At 46.8% G+C, this 20,370-nt stretch carries 15 protein-coding genes; 6 read left to right on the plus strand and 9 right to left on the minus strand.

Translation table 11 applies throughout. The features are described from left to right. Positions 1–10 precede the first annotated feature (10 nt). From S2091_RS00725 to S2091_RS00750, 6 genes are all read right to left on the minus strand, one after another. A complete protein-coding gene (locus S2091_RS00725) occupies positions 11–2,404 on the minus strand; it encodes an ABC transporter permease (protein ID WP_105529862.1) in 2,394 nt (797 codons plus the stop codon). Positions 2,405–2,423: 19 nt separating this feature from the next. After that, a complete protein-coding gene (locus tag S2091_RS00730; protein WP_165794870.1) occupies positions 2,424–4,838 on the minus strand; it encodes an ABC transporter permease in 2,415 nt (804 codons plus the stop codon). A 20-nt stretch (positions 4,839–4,858) separates the two neighbouring features. Continuing rightward, positions 4,859–7,285, minus strand: coding sequence for an FtsX-like permease family protein (locus S2091_RS00735; protein ID WP_105529864.1), 2,427 nt, complete (start codon positions 7,283–7,285; stop codon positions 4,859–4,861). 22 nt (positions 7,286–7,307) lie between these two features. Then, entirely contained in the window at positions 7,308–7,538 is a 231-nt protein-coding gene (locus tag S2091_RS00740; RefSeq protein WP_105529865.1) for a hypothetical protein, read from the minus strand. Positions 7,539–7,578: 40 nt separating this feature from the next. Then, entirely contained in the window at positions 7,579–8,262 is a 684-nt protein-coding gene (locus S2091_RS00745) for an ABC transporter ATP-binding protein (protein WP_105529866.1), read from the minus strand. Between the two features lie 199 nt (positions 8,263–8,461). Further along, the gene (locus tag S2091_RS00750) at positions 8,462–9,748 is read right to left on the minus strand and encodes an efflux RND transporter periplasmic adaptor subunit (protein WP_243405257.1); all 1,287 of its coding nucleotides are present in this window, start codon (positions 9,746–9,748) and stop codon (positions 8,462–8,464) included. A gap of 194 nt (positions 9,749–9,942) precedes the next feature. Between S2091_RS00750 and S2091_RS00755 the strand changes: the two genes are divergently transcribed. The 6 genes from S2091_RS00755 to S2091_RS00790 all read left to right on the plus strand — a co-directional run bounded on the left by S2091_RS00755 (position 9,943) and on the right by S2091_RS00790 (position 17,260). Further along, on the plus strand, positions 9,943–11,355 hold the full coding sequence (locus tag S2091_RS00755) for a sigma-54-dependent transcriptional regulator (protein ID WP_243405258.1): 1,413 nt from the start codon (positions 9,943–9,945) through the stop codon (positions 11,353–11,355). Then, entirely contained in the window at positions 11,345–12,628 is a 1,284-nt protein-coding gene (locus tag S2091_RS00760; RefSeq protein ID WP_243405259.1) for a sensor histidine kinase, read from the plus strand. The genes S2091_RS00755 and S2091_RS00760 overlap by 11 nt, the downstream gene beginning before the upstream one ends. 12 nt (positions 12,629–12,640) lie before the next feature. Beyond that, positions 12,641–12,829 (plus strand): hypothetical protein, encoded by a 189-nt coding sequence (locus S2091_RS00765; RefSeq protein ID WP_105529867.1) that lies wholly within the window; start codon positions 12,641–12,643, stop codon positions 12,827–12,829. An 859-nt stretch (positions 12,830–13,688) separates the two neighbouring features. Then, complete coding sequence (locus S2091_RS00780; RefSeq protein ID WP_105529870.1) at positions 13,689–16,382, plus strand: M1 family metallopeptidase; 2,694 nt, start codon at positions 13,689–13,691, stop codon at positions 16,380–16,382. Between the two features lie 225 nt (positions 16,383–16,607). Then, entirely contained in the window at positions 16,608–16,850 is a 243-nt protein-coding gene (locus S2091_RS00785) for an antitoxin (protein ID WP_105529871.1), read from the plus strand. 8 nt (positions 16,851–16,858) lie between these two features. Then, the gene (locus S2091_RS00790; RefSeq protein WP_105529872.1) at positions 16,859–17,260 is read left to right on the plus strand and encodes a type II toxin-antitoxin system VapC family toxin; all 402 of its coding nucleotides are present in this window, start codon (positions 16,859–16,861) and stop codon (positions 17,258–17,260) included. A gap of 41 nt (positions 17,261–17,301) precedes the next feature. On the opposite strand, the gene S2091_RS00795 is transcribed toward S2091_RS00790, so the two are convergent. From S2091_RS00795 to oxlT, 3 genes are all read right to left on the minus strand, one after another. Further along, positions 17,302–17,859: a thioesterase family protein gene (locus S2091_RS00795; RefSeq protein ID WP_105529873.1), complete on the minus strand. Its 558-nt coding sequence runs from the start codon at positions 17,857–17,859 to the stop codon at positions 17,302–17,304. A 124-nt stretch (positions 17,860–17,983) separates the two neighbouring features. Continuing rightward, the gene (locus S2091_RS00800) at positions 17,984–18,796 is read right to left on the minus strand and encodes a phosphate/phosphite/phosphonate ABC transporter substrate-binding protein (protein WP_105529874.1); all 813 of its coding nucleotides are present in this window, start codon (positions 18,794–18,796) and stop codon (positions 17,984–17,986) included. A gap of 140 nt (positions 18,797–18,936) precedes the next feature. Further along, positions 18,937–20,253, minus strand: a complete 1,317-nt coding sequence (gene oxlT / locus S2091_RS00805) for an oxalate/formate MFS antiporter (RefSeq protein WP_105529875.1) — start codon at positions 20,251–20,253, stop codon at positions 18,937–18,939. Between the last annotated feature and the right edge of the window lie 117 nt (positions 20,254–20,370).

Here is a 20,370-nt window from a genome sequence, read left to right on the forward strand (position 1 = left end):
ATGCACTCGTTTAATTATGCAATGCATCTGCAGGCGGCATCCGAATCGCTAACAGCGCATGGCGCAAAACACTCACGAAGGCGACCATGCATGCAACGAACAAGGCGCCAACTAAAGGCCACACTCCCATCGGCGCGTGCTCGACAAATTCAGCAAGATATTTGGCACTTGCAACGAAAGCAATCGGTAAGCCTATCAAAGCACTAATCGCGACTAACACACCATATTCGCGTGCTAACAAGCGCGCAATCGCTCCGCCGTTGGCTCCATATAATTTACGCAAAACGATTTCACGAGTACGGCGTTGCACGCTGTAAGCGGATAGAACGTAAATCCCGAAAGCGGCAATCGCAATTGCTAACAAGCTGGAAGCGGCCAGTAATTTGGCCATGCGTAAATCATCGGCGTAATTGATGGCGATTGCGTCCGATAATCTACGCATGCGCAATGTATCAGTCGGAAATGTCTGTACCCAAAGCGCTGTTACTGCTTTTTCCAACGCGTCAAAATCACCGTTAGTACGAACGGTTAAAACACGCAAGGCATTAGAAAGCCGGTAGTAATTTGGCTGAACGGTTTCGCGCAAGTTTTGATGGCGGATATAGGGAACAACACCAATGATTTTGTTATCATCAACAGGGAAAATTTGACCGATTGCCTCTTCTGGAGAATGAAATCCCAGCGCTTTTGCAGCCAGCCAATTAACCACAACCACGTTGCTATGTTCAACTTGATCGATATGGGAATTAAATAGGCGTCCAGCAAGTGGTTTCACACCATACACATCAAAGAAATTAACACTGACAGGCTGACAGGACATTTCAACTGGCTCGCCCGCATTATTATGCGACCTGTTCATGCATTTAGTTCTAGGACTGCCGGGATAATCTGCCGATGCAGCGACCTCAGAAACACCAGGAAGATGCGCCAGTTTGTCCCGAAACATCACGTCAATCGGATTAATTAAACTGTCCGGCAAATCAATTACCACTAATTTTTCAGGATCAAATCCCAAATTAATCTTGCTGGCGTAATGCGCTTGCCAAACAATGGCCAGTGTTAAACCCGTAAACCCCATGGCAACAGAAAACTGCATGATCGTCAGTATTCGCCTCAGCCATAAACCGCTGCTGGTTTCACTATTTCCACGGCCAGCCACACTTTCCGAGACGCTAACCCGCAAGGCAATCCATGCAGGATAAGCGCCCGTCAACAAACCAACAATGATTCCAAACAACGCAGAAAATACCAAATTTTGTAGTGTAAATAGCGTGTCTAGTTTGCGTACCATCAATTCTGAAAACAGCGGCAATAATAGCCACGCCAACAACATCCCAAGAGCAGTTGCTATCATCGACACTAACATCGCTTCGGCAAGAAAGTGTCCAACTAGTCGATTAACGCTTGCTCCCAGTAATTTGCGCAAGCCAATTTCGCGTTGACGCCGCAAGGTACGGACGATGGCAAGATTGACATAATTAATCGCGGCCAAAAGTAAAATTAAAATCGCCACTGCTGCCAATCCAATCACAATTTTTTTATTCGCATGCTCTCCGTCATCCGACATTAAATCTTGATCAAAATAACCATCAGGCAAGGCAACCAACCGCACTTCGATTGCTTTTCCACCACGTAACTTAAGCAACTCTTCTGGCTTAAAGCTACGCCCAAATCCAAACTTATCGATCTCCTTCTGCAACATTTTTTCCAGAACTTCAGGTGAAGTGTGCGGGCTGAGCTTCATATAAATCTGACTCGACGTATTATCCCAATCATGCAATGCTTTAGCCCGTTCAACTTCAGGCCAAGCCGATGTATTCTTACCTACCAATGCTTCATAAGGCTGAGCAGTATTGGAAGGTGGATCTGGTAAGAGCGCCGTTACTCGATAAAGATTTTCTGCAATTTTTACTGTTTTATGCAACGCCTGATTATCACCAAATATTTTTTGCGCGGTGCTCATGGTCAGCGCAATTGCGTCCGGCTGAGTTAATGCTGATGGCAAGTCACCTTCCAACGCTTGTATGCCAAATATCTGCGGAAAATCTGTTTCCACAGAACTCAATTTTATTTTTCGCGATACGTTACCAACTTGAACGACAGAATAAATCGGATAAACAAAACTTGTCGCCACCGCTTGTCCACTTTTTTTGATGACGTCACTTAATGGCAGTTTGGCTGAATTTGACCAAAATGGGGGAGAGAACAGAGTCATACTTTCCTTGACAAAATAAACCCGCTCCTTATCCGGTACTTGCGCATCGTAATTAAATGAATAACGCACAAAACCCAGCAGCAAAAAACACGCTGCAAAACCTAACGCCAATCCAAATACCACCACCAAAGAATAGACTGGCTCGTTAGCGAGCAAGCGCCAGCCGATACAAAAATCACGCAGGTTCATTTTTTCTTTCTTATTAACTCTAGTTACTCAAAGCTTGTGCAGGCTTCATCCGAATCGCAATTAAGGTATGGCGCAAGGTGGCGATCAGCGCGATGATCAACGCCAATCCAAAAGCTGCCACTAAAGGCCAAATCCCTAACGGGGCGCGTTCTACAAAACTGGACATATAACGTGCAATGACAACACCTGCTATTGGTAGCCCCACGATAGCTCCAAGGGCGACTAAACCAATAAAATCACGTGCAACGAGTTTTGCAATTTTTTGACTAGTGGCTCCGTACAATTTTCGTAAAATGATTTCACGGTGGCGACGTTGTAAGTTATTGGCTGACAATGCATAGACGCCAAATAAAGCAAGCCCAATGGCGACCAGACTAGCAATACCAATCATTTTGGCGAGACCTAAATCTTCTGCATAAATTTCAATGAACACATTTTTCACACGACGCATTTGCAAAGCATATGGCGGAAATTTTTTCTGCCATATGTTTTCTATAGCGCTTTCAAGTCGCGACACATCGCCGCTAGTTCGCACAGTCAACGTTAAAAGGTCTTCGTTATTAGGTAAATAAACGAGCGGTTGAATCACTTCACGTAAATTTTGATGGCGTATATCAGGCGCTATACCAATTATTTTCAACGGCTTCATGCCAGCAAACGTGCCTTGAATAATTTGACCAATTGCAGCCTCCGGTGTGGCAAACCCAAAAGCACGCGCAGCCACGCTGTTAATAACAACCACGCCAGCATTTTCATCGAATTCGATAGCCGAATTAAATAAACGACCAAATACTGGCTTTAAGCCATACACGTCAAAAAAATTAGCGCCCACATAGGCAACTACCGCCGAAACTGACTTGCCATCTGCACTTTTATAATCAGTGGAGCTACCAATTCCCTGCTCGCCTACGGCTTTCTCCGTTGCGGTAACTCCTTGCACGTCAGGTAAATGCAACAATTGCTCGCGGAAAGAGACTATATTTTCATGACCTGCATCATCCGGCATAGTGATAGTGATCAGATTTGATGTATCAAAACCTGGATCGCGATGAGTAGCAAAAGACGTTTGCCATGCGATCGCCACAGCTATTGCACTTAACATCATGGCGATGGAAAATTGCAAGGCAGTTAAGCCGCGTTGTATTAAAAGCGAACCAATTGAATTTGAATTGCTACGACCAGATAAAACCAGTGCCGGATGAACCTTAAGAGCTACCCACGTTGGATATAAGCCAGAGACCAAGCCAATCAATACACCAATGCTTAACGAAATCAAACAATAAGCTGGCGTAAATAAATTACCTAAATGTCGATTTACCAAATCAGAAAATAGTGGCAGCAAGAGCCACGCCAACAACAAGCCGAGACAAGTCGCTGTTAATGAAACCAGAATAGCTTCCGCAAAAAATTGACTGACTACGCGCCCTGCTTTTGCGCCTAATATTTTACGCACTGCTATTTCTCTTTTTCGACGTAATGTTCTTACTGTTGCCAGATTAACGAAGTTGGTTGACGCCAGTATTAAAATCAATAATGCAACTCCCGCTAACGCCAACACCCCAAGTTTACTGGCACGCGGCCCACTACGTAAATTATTAGCAACATCCATATCAAAATAAGCATTTTGCAGACTGACTAATCGAACATCGAATATCTTATTGTGACCCAATCGCTTTAACATTTCAGGTGGAAATTCAGTCCAAGGCGAATGATCGAAAGCATTTTGCAGAATTTCAGTCATTTGTGCAGGAGTTATTCCCGCGGCTAACTTTAAATAAACTTTCCCTGTCACACGCTGCCATTGACTTAGCATGCCAGAACGCCCTTCGTCCGTCATGGCTTGAGTATTAAGGCCAACCAATGCGGTATAAGGTAATGTCGTGTTTAATTGAGCCTCAGGTAACAACGCGACAACTTGAAATTGCTTTCCCTTTATATCTAACGTTTTCCCTAGAACATGCATTTCACCAAATATCTTTTGAGCCAAGCTAACTGTCAACGCAATAGCATCAGGTCGTGTCAACGCTGCATGTAAATCCCCTTCCAATGGCATAACACCCCACATTGTTTGAAAGGACGGGTCTACCGCCATTAATTCATCCTTAACCATGTGGTTGCCGACTTTAATTGTCACTGAAATTGGAATTGCGGCCGATACAGAACTGACCATGCCACTATTTAGTGCAACACTCCGCACCGGCATTGGCATAAATTCCATCCATTGCGGCACCGGCATAATATTGACTTTATGCTGAAGGACATATACGTTTTCATTGTCAGGTACTTGGCTATCGTAGCTAAATGAATATCGCACAAAACCTAGCAATAAAAAACAGACTGCAAAGCCCAACGTTAAACCGAATATCACCACCATCGAGTAAGCAGGTTCATTAATTAACAAGCGCCAGCCGATACGAAAATCACGTAGATTCATTTTATTTTCTCCATCAATGATTAAGTGCGGAGTATCAACGCAGGTGTCATCCGTATGGCGACCCATGCATGGCGAGCGGTCGCGATCAATGCAATTGCGACCGCCGTAATTAGTGCGAACAACAAAGTCCAGTAGCCGATAGCAGCATGTTCAACATAACCTGCCAGATACCGTTCAATCGCAACGGCTGCGAACGGCAATCCAATCAGCGCAGCCAGGAATGTTAAGAGTCCAATTTCCTTCACGACCAACTGCGCAATATCTCTCTGGCGCGCACCATACAGCTTGCGCAATACGATTTCTTTGGTACGACGTTGCACTGTGTATGCTGATAACGCATAGATACCGAATGCGGCGATTGCCATTGCAATACCAGTCGAAATAGCCAACAACTTCGCGATCCGGGTTTCATCTGCATAATTGGCGGCTAAAATAGCTTTGGCCGGTTGCATTTCCATTATCGCGTCTGGAAAATATGTCGGCCATAGTGTTTGAACAGTTTGTTCAGCTTCATTAAGAGAACCTGTAAAACGCACGCTTAGCGTTGAGCCGTTTAAATAAAGTTCCCAAGCGGTGGCACGAGGTGGTTCATGCAACGAGAGATAACGCAGCTCTGGCGCAATTCCAACGATGCGCTTGGTTAATTTTTTTTCGTGGAAATCGGTATAAAACAGAATCTGACCGAGTGCAGCTTCAGGTGACGTAAAACCAAGAGCGTGCGTTGCGACCGTATTCAGAATGATGGGTTCTGGATCGTCTTCCTTATCGATGCGTGCATCAAATAATCTTCCGGCGACCGGTTTAATCCCATACTGCTCAAAGTAATTCGCACTGACCGATTTCATCTCCAGAAAAACACTGGCTTTGCCTTCTCGCCTGACATCCATACCCCAACGCTCATTGGATCGACCGACTGCATCCGTTGAGATGGCGATACCAGCGATACCTTTCTGCTGGGACAGCGCAGCGGTGAAAGCGTGCGGTTTCTCACTGTCCTTCATCCGCTCCGGAAGATCCACAATCAACAGCTGATCAGGAACAAAACCAGGTGACGCGTGGATGGCGAAATTGGTTTGCCATTCTATGGCAAGAGTTACGCTTGCCAAACTCAGGGCAACAGTGATTTGCAACACAGTCAAGATCCGGCGCAATTGTCTGCCTCGCATCGATTCAGTATCCGAACGCCCCACCAGAACTTGCAACGGATGAACTCGAATTGCAATCCATGTCGGGTAAACTGCTGTAAGTGTGCCGACCAGCGCGCCTATCATCAGAGCAGCTACGACATTGGCTGCAGAAAATACGTCCTCGAGCTTACGGTGCATCAGATCAGAAAATACCGGCAACAACAACCATGCCAGTAGTAAGCCAAGGCCTGTCGCCAGCAATGCTACAACAAGTGATTCGCACAGAAATTGCAGAATGATTTGTTGCGCTGTCGCTCCTATCGCTTTACGCATACCGATCTCTCGCTGCCGCTGCAAAACGCGCACGGTAGCCAAATTCACATAATTGATCGCTGCGAGCGCGAGTATCAGTACGGCGATGGCGGCTAGCCCGGTGACGATAGCCGGATCACCACGGTCACCTGGCACCGTGATCGGATTATTGGCGACTTCACGATCAAAATACGCATCACGCAATGGCGATAGCTTAATATCCATTACTTTGCGCTTTCCCAGACGTGCTTTCATCTCGGGTGAGCCGTGCCAGACTTGGGGCGCATCGTCCACAATTTTTTGTAAATTTTCGGTTATAGCCGACAAGGAAGCACCGGGCTGCACACGAATCAACAGTTTGCCCATGCTCCCTCCCCTAAGCATGTTATTACGAAGTTCATCAGAAAATAATACCGAACTTGTGCCGATCAACGCGTCGAACGGAATGGTTGTATTGGCGGGTTGATCGCGCACGATGGCAGAAACACGCAGCACCTTGCCGGAAGTTTGAATAGTGCGCCCCAATGCGTGCGAAGTACCAAAAGTTTGCTCAGCCGCTGCTTGCGTGATGACAAAACTGTCTGGCTGTTCAAGTGCTGATTTAATATCACCTTCAATAACCTGCAAGCCGAGCAATTGCGCAAATCCTGGTAATACCGGGATACCGTACAGTTTGTGTAATTGATCACCGGTGCGAATGGTGAGATCACGCCCAATTTGAAAGCCGCTTGCATCAACTATACCTGGCATCTTCATTGCGGCCTCACGCAACAAGAATGGAGCCAGATCGGACCAAGGCGCTACTGGATCAATGTTGTAGCGTTCCTTCACTACATATACATTGCCGACATCGGGAATTTTTGAATTGTATTGCCACGAATAACGTACAAAGCTAAAAAGTAAAAAGCAGGTGGCAAAGCCGATACTTAATCCCAGCAATACTACAGCTGAATAAGCCGGTTCTTGAATCAGCAACCGCCAACCGATGCGAAAGTCACGTAGATTCATAGCTATCTCTTTATATAATTCATTAGCTAATCAACACATGAATAGGATGGATATGCATAGCAATCCATGCATGGCGAGCGACCGCGATCAACGCAATTGTGAACGCCATAAACAACGCAAACAACAAAGCCCTGTAACCGATAGCAACATGTTCAACATTGCCTGCCAGATACCGCTCAATAGCAGCGGCTAACGAGTAATCAGGTTCATTAACCAACAAACGCCAGCCGATACGGAAATCGCGCAAATTCATTAGATTTTCCTAAAAAAATGTTAGCAAGCAGTTCAACAAACTAAGCCGCAGCCATCTGCGCATCAATCAAAATATTTCCATCCAACATATGCAAAGTGCGCGAGGCTTGCGCTGCATGCATGGGCGAGTGGGTCACCATCACAATCGTTGTGCCTTCTGAATTTATTTTGCGCAGTAAGCGCATTACTTCGTCGCCATGCGCGGAATCCAGATTACCGGTCGGCTCATCGGCTAATAGCATGGCGGGGCCGGATACCAATGCGCGGGCAATGGCTACCCGTTGCTGCTGACCGCCGGAGAGTTGTGATGGGCGATGTTTGGCACGGTGCGAGATACCTAATTTTTCTAAAATTGCTGCGACCCTGTCGCGGCGTTCGCGAGCTGGAACGTCGCCATATTCCAAGGCGAGTTCCACGTTTTCAAATACGCTTAATTCTTCGATCAGATTAAAACTCTGAAAGATAAAACCGATACGTCCGCGCCGTAATTGGTTTAATTTTGCTTCGCTCCAATTAGCCACGTTTTTACCATCGAACCAATAGTCACCAGAATCTGGAATATCGAGTAAGCCCAACAAACCCAGCAAGGTTGATTTACCGCAGCCAGACGGGCCAGTTATCGCTACATATTCACCGGCATCAATTTCAAGATTAATGCCGTTTAACGCAGTGGTACGGACTTCTCCGGTGGAATAGACTTTGCTGAGATTATTAAGCTTGATCATGTTGATTTCCCTTTTTAATGTGTTTTGTTTCGATGGTTTAACTGCACACTGTTAGTAAATATATGGCTATGTATTAAAACTTAGGTAATTATTGTAGGGGTGCCCCTTGTGGGTACCCGTGGTTGATCAACGATGGGTACCCACAAGGGGCACCCCTACAAAACCCGCCAAACTCAACCACGGCGATACAAAATACTTCTCAATTATTCAATTGCAAACGCGTAGCCTGACCAAACCCGGTGTAACTCGATACGATCACTTTTTCACCTGCAGCCAGTCCAGCAACCACTTCAATCTGGCTATTACTACGGCGGCCAATTTTAACCATGCGCCGTTCTGCTGTAGTGCCATTCGGACTCACAACAAACACCCAAGCCCCGCCGCTATCATTAATAAACGCACCTGTCGGTAACAACAGCGCTGGCTTTGGGTCACCCAAGACAATCTGCGTATCCAGACTTTGCCCCGGATTAAGTTGCGCTGGTTGTTCAGCTTTAAATACCATATCAATTTTGAACTGCCCCTTGTCAATTTGCGGATAAACGCGGCTTACTTCGACGGGAAAAACCTGATCATTCAATTGCGCTTTTCCCTGTCGATTTGCGGTGACCCGATTTAAATAATATTCATCCACGGCGGCTGAGAGCTTATAACGCACAGGGTCATCAATCCGACCTATATGCTGGTTCGGCGCCACCGCTTCACCGACCTGTAAATGGAAGTCGGTCAACCTGCCACTCGTCGGGGCACGCACGGTGAGCGCGTCTATCGTGGCGTTTAACAAAGTTAAACCGGATGCTAAGCGCGCATTGGCTTGCTCCATTTGGGCGATACCGCCGCGCTTAATTTCCATTTCTTCGTTGCTGCGTGATTGCTCCTGACTAAGCACATGGCGCTGTTGTTCTAACTGATCTTCCGATTCTTCCAAGGCCACGCCAGAAATAAAACCCTTATCGGCTAGTTGCTTATTACGGATGTTTTTCTTTTCTGCTTGTTGGAAATTGAATTGCAAATCAGATAAACGACGCTCATGGTCGGTAATACTGACCGCTAATGCTGCACGTAAATTTGAAATATTGGAAATTTGAGTTGCTTGATCTGATTGCCGTGCTAACAGCTCAATCTGACGTTGCGGATTGGATAAACGAAACAGCGGTGTCCCTTGCGTAACAACGGTGCCGTCGCGCACAAAAACTTCTTCCACCCGGCCAGATTCAACAGCGTCCAAAATGACCGAGTTGAGTGGTGTAGCGTTCGCCCTAACGACCATTTCATCTAAAAAAATACCACGCTCTACAACCGCCATGCGCAGCTCGCTGGCTTCTACTTGCAAGCCATGCGGCATCCATCGCCAAAGGCTTATCGCTAACGCTACAACGCACACGGCCCCCACGCTCAATGCAATGATTTGCTTGCGATAGCTTTTACGTACCACCGTGTCCATGGCTGAGCCGGATACGGCATACGGGGTTTTTGGATGATTCATAAATGGCGGCGGAAATGGTGATGGAACAGGTTCATGCGATCTAATAAAGCAATATCCGTACCAGCTCAAAACCAGCCTATATTTGCAAGAATTGATCGCCTTTCAGCAAAAACTGTCCGATTCCGAACACTTTGCAACGTTCGTTTCCGAACATCGTTTTGAACAATTGCCGCAAGCGCAAAGCCGATGCTAGAATGCAACGCAAGATGCCCTACACCAACCCCACCGCCACCATATTAATCATTGACGACGACGCCGACATTGCTTGCGCGGCGCAGTTATTGCTACGTCGACGTTTTGGCTCGATACATACGCTCACTGACCCGACTGGTCTAACTCATTTATTAAAATCGGTGCAGCCCGATGTAGTGCTGCTGGATTTAAATTTCACCCCCGGTCGTATCGACGGCAGTGAAGGCTTAGCACTACTCGATATGTTGCAGAACCAAGCCAACCCGCCGGCAGTGATTACCATGACAGCCTATGCCGACGTGCCATTAGCGGTGGCAGCATTAAAACGCGGTGCAACCGACTTCATCACCAAGCCCTGGGATAACGAACATCTTATTGCCACTATTCAGGCGGCGCTTACCCGGCGATTTGCGCATGAAAAATCTAAACAAACAACGTTTGCGTCCAATCATCCACAAGTTGCTAAAAGTGGATTAATAGGAAATTCACGCGCCATGAATGACTTGCGCGCCATGTTAGCCAGCGTCGCCCCCACTAGCGCCAACGTGATGATCCTTGGTGAAAATGGTGTCGGCAAAGAACTGGTAGCACGCGCTATTCATGACGCATCAACCCGTGCCGGCAATACATTTTTATCGGTCGACATGGGCGCATTACCTGAGTCAACCTTGGAAAGCGAATTGTTTGGACATCGCAAAGGCTCCTTTACAGGCGCACAAGGTGAACGGGCCGGTCGTTTTCAAGCGGCACGCGGAGGCACCTTATTTCTGGATGAACTAGGAAATATGCCACTCGGCGCACAAGCCAAACTACTCACCGTGCTTGAACGGCGTGAAGTGACGCCATTGGGTGCAGACCAGCCAATTGCGATTGATGTACGCATAGTCAGTGCCACCAATTTAGATGAAGTCAGCCTATATCAGCCGCAGGTTTTTAGGTCTGACTTATTATTTCGACTCAACACGATCGTCATCCGCGTACCACCGCTAAGAGAGCGGAACGAAGATGTGCCGATGCTGTTAGAACATTACCTGCACCATTATCAACAGCAATACCAACGCGCAGCGCGCCCCGTCAGCGTTACGACCTTGTCACGATTAGTCAATTATCCCTGGCCGGGAAATGTCCGTGAATTACGGCAAGCCTGTGAACGCGCCATTATTCTTGGTAACAATACAGAATACGACTTCCATGATTTCGGCTTACCAACTGCGTCAACCAATGCAACAACCGTCACAAGCACACCAGCCGACACCGAAACAATGAGCGTCGACAGCGTACGACTTGAATCCCTTGAGCGCGAAGCAATCAACACCGCTTTAGCCAGCGCGCAAGGCAATATTAGTCAGGCATCTAAAGCACTCGGTATTAGCCGACCAGCGCTTTACCGGAAAATAGAAAAACATGGCATTTAAATTTGGCATCCCAACCAGATTTCGCATTACTGTCTATGTAATCACCCTGATGGGATTGGCTGCATTCGCTGCACAAAATAGTCATGCGCCACGTCTGATTGTTACCTGCGGATTATTAGCCCTGCTCATCACTGAAATGTTACGACGTGCTTTACATACTCTTGAACGTCAAAGCCAACGCCCCGCTCAGGAAATAGCCGTAGCGATCCCACTTCATCAACAAACTCTTGCGGCAAATTTATTAACCTTAGAAGCGCATCTGGAGCACGCACCGATCGCCTTGTTTTGTGGTTCTCAATCTGCAGGCAATGAGCTTGTCACGCCGCTGAACACCTATGCACGCCGCTTGATTGCACCCGGACGAGTAAGTAACCTACCCAGCTTTTACGCCAAGCTAGCTGCGTCCGACAACGGTCAACGCAACATCATTAACTTTGACACAGAGCGTGGGCAAGAACGGGCGCTGGTGTCCATAAATAACATCCACATTCACGGTGCAGCGCAACGGCTGATTGCAATATTACCGATAGAAAGTGAATTAGAAACCGTCGCCTTCAACGCATGGCAACAACTAGTTCATGTGCTCACCCACGAAATAATGAATTCGCTCACACCGGTAGCCTCGCTCTCACGCACTGCGCATGATTTGCTTGCCGAAATGCGGGAGAAAATTGGCGCGACAATCGCTGAAAAAACACATGCCGAATTGATTGACGCGCAAGAGATAGGCAACGATTTATCGACAGCATTAGATGCCATCAGTCGCCGCTCGGATAGCCTGGTCGGTTTTGTGTCGAACTACCGCTCATTAACCAATGTACCCACAGCAGCGCCAGAGCGAGTGCGCATACAGCAGCTATTTTCACGTCTTGCAGCACTTGTTGACCCTGCATGGCAAGCCGGCGGCGGCAAAGCCACATTTACCGTTGAACCAACTTCATTAGAATTGATGATAGACAGCGGGCAATTAGAACAAGCCTTAATTAACTTGCTGCGCAACGCCGCCGAAGCAACGGCAGACGTCAAAAACCGTGCAGTAACCGTCAACGCCAGACTCACTCGCGGCAGCCGACTTCGGATTGAAATTAGTGACAATGGGCCGGGGGTTCCTGAAAGCCTGATCCCGCATATTTTTACGCCGTTTTTTACGACAAAAACCAAAGGAAGCGGGATTGGTTTAGCGATGGTCAGGCAGTTGGTGCACGGGAATGGCGGTACTGTTCGTTATGTTAAAGCGGCTAATCAAGGGGCACGGTTTATTTTGACGTTTTAATTGATCTGATTCGTGGCGCAAGGTAGTAGTGCGGTTGCGGTTGCGGTTGCGGTTGCGGTTGCGGTTGCGGTTGCGGTTGCGGTTGCGGTTGCGGTTGCGGTTGCGGTTGCGGTTGCGGGTGATTTTGACGTTGCTTTTGAAGTTGCCTTTGACCTACCCCCACTTCTAGTTCGGCCGGTTTTTCACAGGGGAAATGGATAAGAAAGGTTCGCTGTTTGAGCGTAGCGAGTTTCGAACTTTTCCCATTTTCCCTGTGAAAAATCGGGGTTTCCGAAATAGCGTGGTCGCCTTTTTTGGCCTACCTTTTTTGGCGACGCAAAAAAGGCAGGTAGCTGTCGGGCTACCCCCGACCTACAAACCTAAAATCAACTCCGAAAGCAATTCAAAATCAAGTCGCACTTCATACGGTTTTGACGTATTTCCAAGTTCAAAGATGATATTGCTTAGACTAATATTCATCAGCCAAAATGACATATTTAAGGCTTAGGGCCGGTGGTAGACCCTGTATCCCTATAGGGAGGGAATCTCCGCCTGCATGCGGAGACCGTTCCGCAGGTGAGTGGCATGCCACTCAAAACCCCTGCTACACCGGCAACTAGTCACCTTTTTTGCTTCGCCAAAAAAGGTAACCCAAAAAAGGCGACCACGCTATTTCGGAAACCCCGATTTTTCAGAAGAAAAAAGGGAAAAGTTCGAAACTCGCCTGCGGCTCAAACAGCGAACCTTTCTGATCCTTTTTTCCCCTGAAAAACCGGCCGAACTAGAAGTGGAGGTAGGTCAAAAGCAACACCAACAACAACTTCAACTGCAACGTCAACAACAACCCCAACTGCAATACATACAAATTCCAACCACCGCTGTACATAACAATCGTTTTAATCTAATCCCACCAAATCCCCAATTACTATCCCAATTTTGCATTTCATCCCAACAAATTATCCGTTTATCGCATTTCACCTTAAATTTATTAAAAATTCACTAAACTTTACCTCGGCTCCACATTGGGGGCAGTACTTAATTAAATTAATAATTCGACTTGCACAACCTTAGGAATAACTTCATGTTAATAATCAAAAAACCATCAGAAACAGGGCTTATTTTCACTAAACTACTACTTTGCTCTGCCGTTGCAGCCACCCTGCCCTACCAAGCTGCCTTTGCCGAAACATCGACCTCACTGGTTCCGTATTCATTTACCACCACACCGGGCAGATTACCTAAAAATGTTATTCCAACTGACTACGTCATTTCCATCACCCCTGACGCAGCCCAGCATCAATTGACCGGCACTGAAACAGTCTCACTAGAATTCACCGAAGCTGTTAATAAAATTCAGTTCAATTCACTAAATCAAACATTAAGCAAAGTGCTGTTTGATGGAAAACCAGTTAAAAGTGTGGAATCTGATGACAAGGCACAATTAACCACCGTTATATTACCTACCAACGCCAAGGTCGGAAAACACCAACTAACCTTCGCCTTCACCGGAAAAATTGAAACCGATCCACATGGCCTGTTCGTCCAAGAGTACACAGCACCAGATGGCACCAAGGACATGATGCTATCAAGTAAATTTGAAGCGACTGATGCACGCCGCATGTTTCCATGCTGGGATGAACCAGCATTCCGCGCTACTTATCAGTTAAACCTGACCGCGCCAGCCGCCTGGACTGCGATTGCGAATATGCCGGTCGCTAGCCGTAAAGTGAACGGCACATTAGCAACCACCAGTTTTGAACGCTCGCCAAAAATGCCAACTTACCTAGTGCACGTTTCAGCCGGTAACTTGGGAATGCTTAGCGGTGAAAGTGAAGGCACTAAATTAAATATCGTTGCGGCTAAAGGACAAGAACAAAACGGTGCAGAAGCACTCGCCAACGCGAAGCAGATTTTGGCTGATTACAATGCCTATTTCGGCTATAAATTTCCGTTACCTAAGCTAGATTCAATTGCTGTGCCGGGCGGCTTCCAGGGTGGAATGGAAAATTGGGGCGCTATCACGTATAACGATCAGGCATTACTTTTAACGCCATCTAGCTCCAAGGGACAACATCAATCGGTCTACTCGATTCAAGCGCATGAAATGGCCCACCAGTGGTTTGGTGATTTGGTCACGATGGGCTGGTGGGACGAGCTGTGGCTGAATGAAAGTTTTGCTTCGTGGCGCGCCGCTAAAGAAACAGATTTACGTCATCCAGACTGGCATTGGTGGGAGTCGCAAGATGCATCTAAAGAAGACGCCATGAGCGCGGACGCCAACGTACACTCGCATCCGATTTTGCAACACGTCACCAATGAATTGGAAGCGACCAGCGCCTTTGATCCGAGCATTACCTACAACAAAGGGCAGGCAGTACTGCGCATGATTGAAGCCTATCTTGGCCCTGATGTGTTCCGCGATGGCATCCGTCAATACATGAAGGCACACGCGTTTTCCAATACAACCAGCGCAGACTTATGGCAGGCATTAAGTAAAGCCAGTGGTAAAAACGTGGCTGAAATAGTCGGCGGCTGGACTACACAAGCAGGCTTCCCTTTAGTATCTGTTCAATCAAACTGCGATGCTAACGGTAACCGTTCCATCACATTAAACCAGCAACAGTTTTTAGCATCTGGCAATAGCGCTGGAACTGCACATTGGAATATCCCACTGCAAATTCGTACTGGTACCAGCACCACAGCAAAATCAGTGTTATTGACTAAAGATGGTCAAACCGAAGCTGCTGGCAAATGTGAGGAAGCGCTATCGGTAAATGCGGACACCGTCGGCTACTATCGCACGAACTATGATGCTGCCACTTTGCAGGCCAATAACCGTCATTTTTCCACCATGAGTAATGGCGACCGGATTGCTTTATTGGATGATCAATGGGCTTTGGTTAAAGCTGGAAAACAAAACTTGTCCGGCTTCTTTGCGCTGGCTTCCGCGATGGGAACAGATCAAAACTTGCGCTCCTGGCAGATTATTACCGAGGCGCTCGGCGATATTGAACATGCCGAACGCGGCACGCCTGGCTACGACGCTTTTGTAACCTATGCGCGCTCGATTATCAAACCGTTAGCTAATCAATTAGGATGGGAAAACAAAGCCGGCGAAACGCCGGGTATTCAGCGTCTGCGTCGCACCGTTCTGAGTGATTTAGGTGCTTGGGGAGATGCCGATGTGATAGCAGAAGCACGCGCTCGCTTTGCTTTGTTCGTCAAAGACAGAACTGCAATTCCTGTCGATAATCAAGGTTTCATTTTGGCTATCGTTGCACTCAATGCCAGCGGTGCAGAGTTTGAACAATTACATGCTCTTGCCAAGTCGGCTAAAAACGAAACTGAAATGCGTCGTTATTACCCGGTAATGATGTTGGCACGTGATCCAGCCGTTGCCAGCAAAGCATCTGAAATTGTTCTATCGGATGAAATTCCTAAACAAGCTGACGGCATGCGGCTCCAATTGGCATTAACGTTGAGCGAGCATAATCCCGATCTTTCATGGTCAATTTTCACTAAAAACTATGAGCGATTAATTGCGCCTTATCTACCAGAAGGCACAACCATGATGGCGAGTATGACGCCCGATGTATTCTGGAATTCGATTCCACTCGACCAGGTCGAAACATGGATTAAAGCCAATGCGCCGGAAGAAGTAGCTCCATTGATAGCTCGCGGCATGGAAGCAGCACACACCAAACTGGCTCAAAAAACGTTGTTGAATCAGGCAACCGATGCTTTCTTGCAGAGTAAAGCCGTAGCAAGCAAGTAATGTAAATACGGTGGGCGCTTTCTGGTGCTCACCGTTTTCAACCTCAATACACACTATTTTTGTTCCGCTTTTGTTCTATGTACATTGGCACGTAGCTCTTTCAACGAAGTCGGCACTTCCCGCTACGACAGTACGTCCACAGAGATACCCTCATATAATAGCTATCATTGATACATACCATTGAATGATATATACTTTCGATAGCTATCAACAAAAGGGATTAATATGCCAACCACAGCCAAACTATTTACCACAGGGCGTAGTCAGGCAGTTCGACTGCCAATGGAGTTCCGTTTCCAAGGAAATGAGGTTTTCATTCGTCGCAATCCTGAAACAGGCGAGGTTGTTCTATCGCCGAAGCCAGCATCTTGGGAGGATTTTTTCGAGCTTGCCAAGCGAACCGACATTCCGGCTGATTTCATGAGCGATCGTGATGACCCACCTGCTGTTGAAAGAGATCTATTTTGAGCCGCTATATGCTGGATACGAATATGGCGAGTTATATAATTAAAGGTAATCCGCCAGAAGCTCGTCAACGATTGGCTGCGTTACCAATGAAACAGATCGTAGTTTCAGTCGTAACACAAGGCGAATTGTTGTATGGCTTAGCCCGAAAGGGACATACTACAGCGTTTGGAAACCTCATCCGCGAGTTTTTACTTCGTGTTGAAATCTTACCCTGGGATGAAGAGTGTGCAATTATCTACGGTGATTTGCGAGCTTCTTGTGCTGCTTCTGGCGTAACTCTTGGGGCACTCGACATGATGATTGCTGCTCATGCAGTAGCAACTAAAGCTACTCTGGTAACACATGATAAGGCTTTCGCCCTAGTTTCCGATGCAGTCCTCACTGTCGAAGACTGGATTAGCCAAGCGTAGAAAATTAGAGGCCCATCATTCTATTTGACGTTTAAAAACGGTCAATTCACTTTATCAGCAGTCGCTTCTGCTTCACGAAGAACACCGCCTAAACTATCGCAACTCTGGCTCCATGCACGTACCCAATCCGGTAACGGCGGCGACGCTGTTGTGATACCAAGTTCAGCCAAAAATGCACTCGGTGGCAGTGATCCCTGTTTGGCACGGAACAAACCGCGCATGGCGATGACCGCTGCTACCCGTCCACGGCAGACGAAACAATGTTCCATGAATATCCATTTTTCATCCCAGCCGAGTAGTCGGGTCTGTAATTCATAACGTTCAAACGGCTTCAGATCTTTCCGAAACTTTGCCATGGCATCGCCGACTATCGGCAAGGCACGCTGCTCGATAGCGATCCGCATTGCGCCAGTGCGCAAAACGAAATCCATGCGACCGATATCCGCGATCGTAAAATAACGCCCGTTATTGACATGCCCATTAAAATCAAGATCATTCGGCAATACTCGCATTGACAAGCTTGTTGTATCAAAAATTGTTGCTGGTTTACGCCATCGCACTGTCAGCAGCATCCAGATTAATCGAAACCAGAGATTCATATTGCATTCCAAAGTAAAGTAACGGGTAGCTTAGAGCTTTCAAAATTTCAAGGGCTCCAAAAACAAAAAACACGAAAGGAACGGTGTTTTGTTCATTTCGTGTCATTCTAATTCAGGTCGTTTTTTACAAACCGAGCCGCTTACTCGCCTCATCCATTACTGTTGTATTCCATGGTACAAAACCCGTAATGTGCAAACCAGTTAACGCCGCCTTACCGTCATCAGTTTCATTCAATTTCAGCAGCAAATTTTGTACTTTTTCGCGCTCTTCAGCACTAAATCTGCGTGACATCAGAAACTGTTTAATCGGTACCGGTTTAGTTTCAGCTATCACACGCCCACCTTTGGCTATCCAGTTTTTTGCTACCGCACCTGAGCCGGTTACACCAGCATCAACAAAACCATAATCGAGCATAAACGGCACTGCATCTTGATAGCGGGTAGGGGTAAATTGTTTGGCCGGATCAGCTATTCCAAGTTCGCGCAAACTGGCGGTAAACATCACGGTCGTAATGGATTCCAGCGATGGCACACCGATTTTTTTACCACGCAAATCAGCCATTGATTTGAGCGGAGAATCGGCTTTAACCATAACACGCGCCCGGTAATCGGTAAAATCTTTGGCGGTAGCCAGACCAAAATAATTCCCACTTTTAGCCGCAATCAAACCTACATTGCCCGGGTGAATAAACGCCAAATCAATATGTTCAATGGCCAACTCATGTTCAAAATCAGAATAATGACTAATGGTGTGCAACTTGATCGGACGCTTGAGTTCCTTGGATAACATCTTAATCAGGAGCTTAAAACGTTCGCTTGGCAAGCCATCATCTTGATAAGTCACGCCCTCATTCACTGCAAACAATAATTCTTGCGCAGAAACCGTGTGTGACAAAAAAATCAGAAACACAACACAACAAATTCGTTTATAAAACATGCCGATTCACTCGCTAATTAATTCAAAAAAAGAAAAAAATGCCGTCGATTATCGCCGGCACTCTGTGCATCTGTTAATCGCATCGACTAATCGTATTTACTGCACGTTTACTACGTATTTACTGCGCATTTACTGCGCATTTACTGATTAACTACAACCGCTTCATTCAATGAGAATTCCGTCGCAACTGGCCGCAAATTAGCCATCCGCGCGCGCATCGGCTTTAACACCAGAATAGCCAGCAGTGCAGCCGTCATATTCATCGCAGCCGCCACATAAAACACGGCATGCCAACTCCCGGTAGCTGCCACCAACATGCTGGAAAATGGCACCAGCAACGCCGCCGTACCTTTGGCTGTATACAGCAAGCCCGAATTAGTGGTGGCAAATTTTGAACCGAACGTATCCACGCACGTAGATGGAAACAGGCTATAAATTTCACCCCAACCAAAGAACACCAAACCACTCAACACCACAAACCAGAACGGGTCATGCCCAATTTGGAACAACATCACAATACCCAAGGCTTCTAAACTAAAAGCGATAAACATAGTGTTTTCACGACCAATATGATCTGACACCCAACCAAAGAAAGGGCGGGTAAAGCCATTGAATACGCGATCTATCGACAAAGCAAACGTGAGCGCCGGCAAAGTCAAGCCCAAAATAGACACGGGGATATCGGCAATATTAAAGTCTTTAGCAATCGGACCCAATTGCGCCGTAGCGACCAAACCGCCCGCCGCCATGAGTACGAACATCAAATACATCAACCAAAAAACCGGTGATTTCAACATGTCTTGCCAAGTAAAATTGACGCTACTTTGCACTACCTTCGCCACGTGCGGCACAGCGCCTTTTTGTGGTGTCAGCAAAAAGAACGAAAACAGGAATACGATCAATCCCTGCCCAATGCCAAAATACAAGAATGCCGTTTCATATCCGCTGGATTTAATCAGCATGGAAATTGGAATAATCGTCAATGCCGATCCCATCCCAAAGCCAGCTGCGGTTAATCCGGCAGCCAAACCACGACGATCTGGAAACCATTTGAGCGCATTACCAATACACGTGCCGTACACAGCTCCTGCACCAACACCACCAATGGCCGCAGCGATATACAACACAGTCAGTGAAGCCGCGAATGCATTCATCACCCAAGCCAAACCTACCAGCAACCCACCAGCCATAACGACCAGCTTCGGTCCAAAACGATCCACCAAATAACCTTCTACCGGCACCAACCATGTTTCGGTTAATACGAAGATGAAAAAAGCCGTTTGAATCGCGGCTTTGCCCCAGTGGTATTTTTGATCCAGCGGATTTACGAATAAGGTCCAGCCGTATTGTAAATTAGCAATCATTGCCATACAAACGATACCAAGTATTAATTGTAACCAACGATTAGAGCTGTTGAATTTTGTTACGGCGGGGGGGTGAAGCGAATGTACTGTCATGATAAAACTTTCTTTTATATCGTGAATCTACTCAATAAAGCGAGAACCAAGGATGATAGTTGGCCGAATTTAACTGGATGCCACAATAACTTAAACGATGCATTATGGCAACAATTG

This window comes from Solimicrobium silvestre, from assembly GCF_002976435.1.
Lineage (GTDB): Bacteria > Pseudomonadota > Gammaproteobacteria > Burkholderiales > Burkholderiaceae_D > Solimicrobium > Solimicrobium silvestre.

Excerpts from the sequence above, each read along its gene's own strand:
- S2091_RS00755 (WP_243405258.1), top strand. The coding sequence starts at position 9,943 with ATGCAACGCAAGATGCCCTACACCAACCCCACCGCCACCATATTAATC.
- S2091_RS00740 (WP_105529865.1), bottom strand. The coding sequence starts at position 7,538 with ATGAATTTGCGCGATTTCCGTATCGGCTGGCGTTTGTTGGTTAATGAA.
- S2091_RS00790 (WP_105529872.1), top strand. The coding sequence starts at position 16,859 with ATGCTGGATACGAATATGGCGAGTTATATAATTAAAGGTAATCCGCCA.
- S2091_RS00745 (WP_105529866.1), bottom strand. The coding sequence starts at position 8,262 with ATGATCAAGCTTAATAATCTCAGCAAAGTCTATTCCACCGGAGAAGTC.
- S2091_RS00750 (WP_243405257.1), bottom strand. The coding sequence starts at position 9,748 with ATGAATCATCCAAAAACCCCGTATGCCGTATCCGGCTCAGCCATGGAC.
- S2091_RS00795 (WP_105529873.1), bottom strand. The coding sequence starts at position 17,859 with ATGAATCTCTGGTTTCGATTAATCTGGATGCTGCTGACAGTGCGATGG.
- S2091_RS00725 (WP_105529862.1), bottom strand. The coding sequence starts at position 2,404 with ATGAACCTGCGTGATTTTTGTATCGGCTGGCGCTTGCTCGCTAACGAG.
- S2091_RS00730 (WP_165794870.1), bottom strand. The coding sequence starts at position 4,838 with ATGAATCTACGTGATTTTCGTATCGGCTGGCGCTTGTTAATTAATGAA.
- S2091_RS00735 (WP_105529864.1), bottom strand. The coding sequence starts at position 7,285 with ATGAATCTACGTGACTTTCGCATCGGTTGGCGGTTGCTGATTCAAGAA.
- S2091_RS00800 (WP_105529874.1), bottom strand. The coding sequence starts at position 18,796 with ATGTTTTATAAACGAATTTGTTGTGTTGTGTTTCTGATTTTTTTGTCA.
- S2091_RS00760 (WP_243405259.1), top strand. The coding sequence starts at position 11,345 with ATGGCATTTAAATTTGGCATCCCAACCAGATTTCGCATTACTGTCTAT.
- S2091_RS00780 (WP_105529870.1), top strand. The coding sequence starts at position 13,689 with ATGTTAATAATCAAAAAACCATCAGAAACAGGGCTTATTTTCACTAAA.
- oxlT (WP_105529875.1), bottom strand. The coding sequence starts at position 20,253 with ATGACAGTACATTCGCTTCACCCCCCCGCCGTAACAAAATTCAACAGC.
- S2091_RS00785 (WP_105529871.1), top strand. The coding sequence starts at position 16,608 with ATGCCAACCACAGCCAAACTATTTACCACAGGGCGTAGTCAGGCAGTT.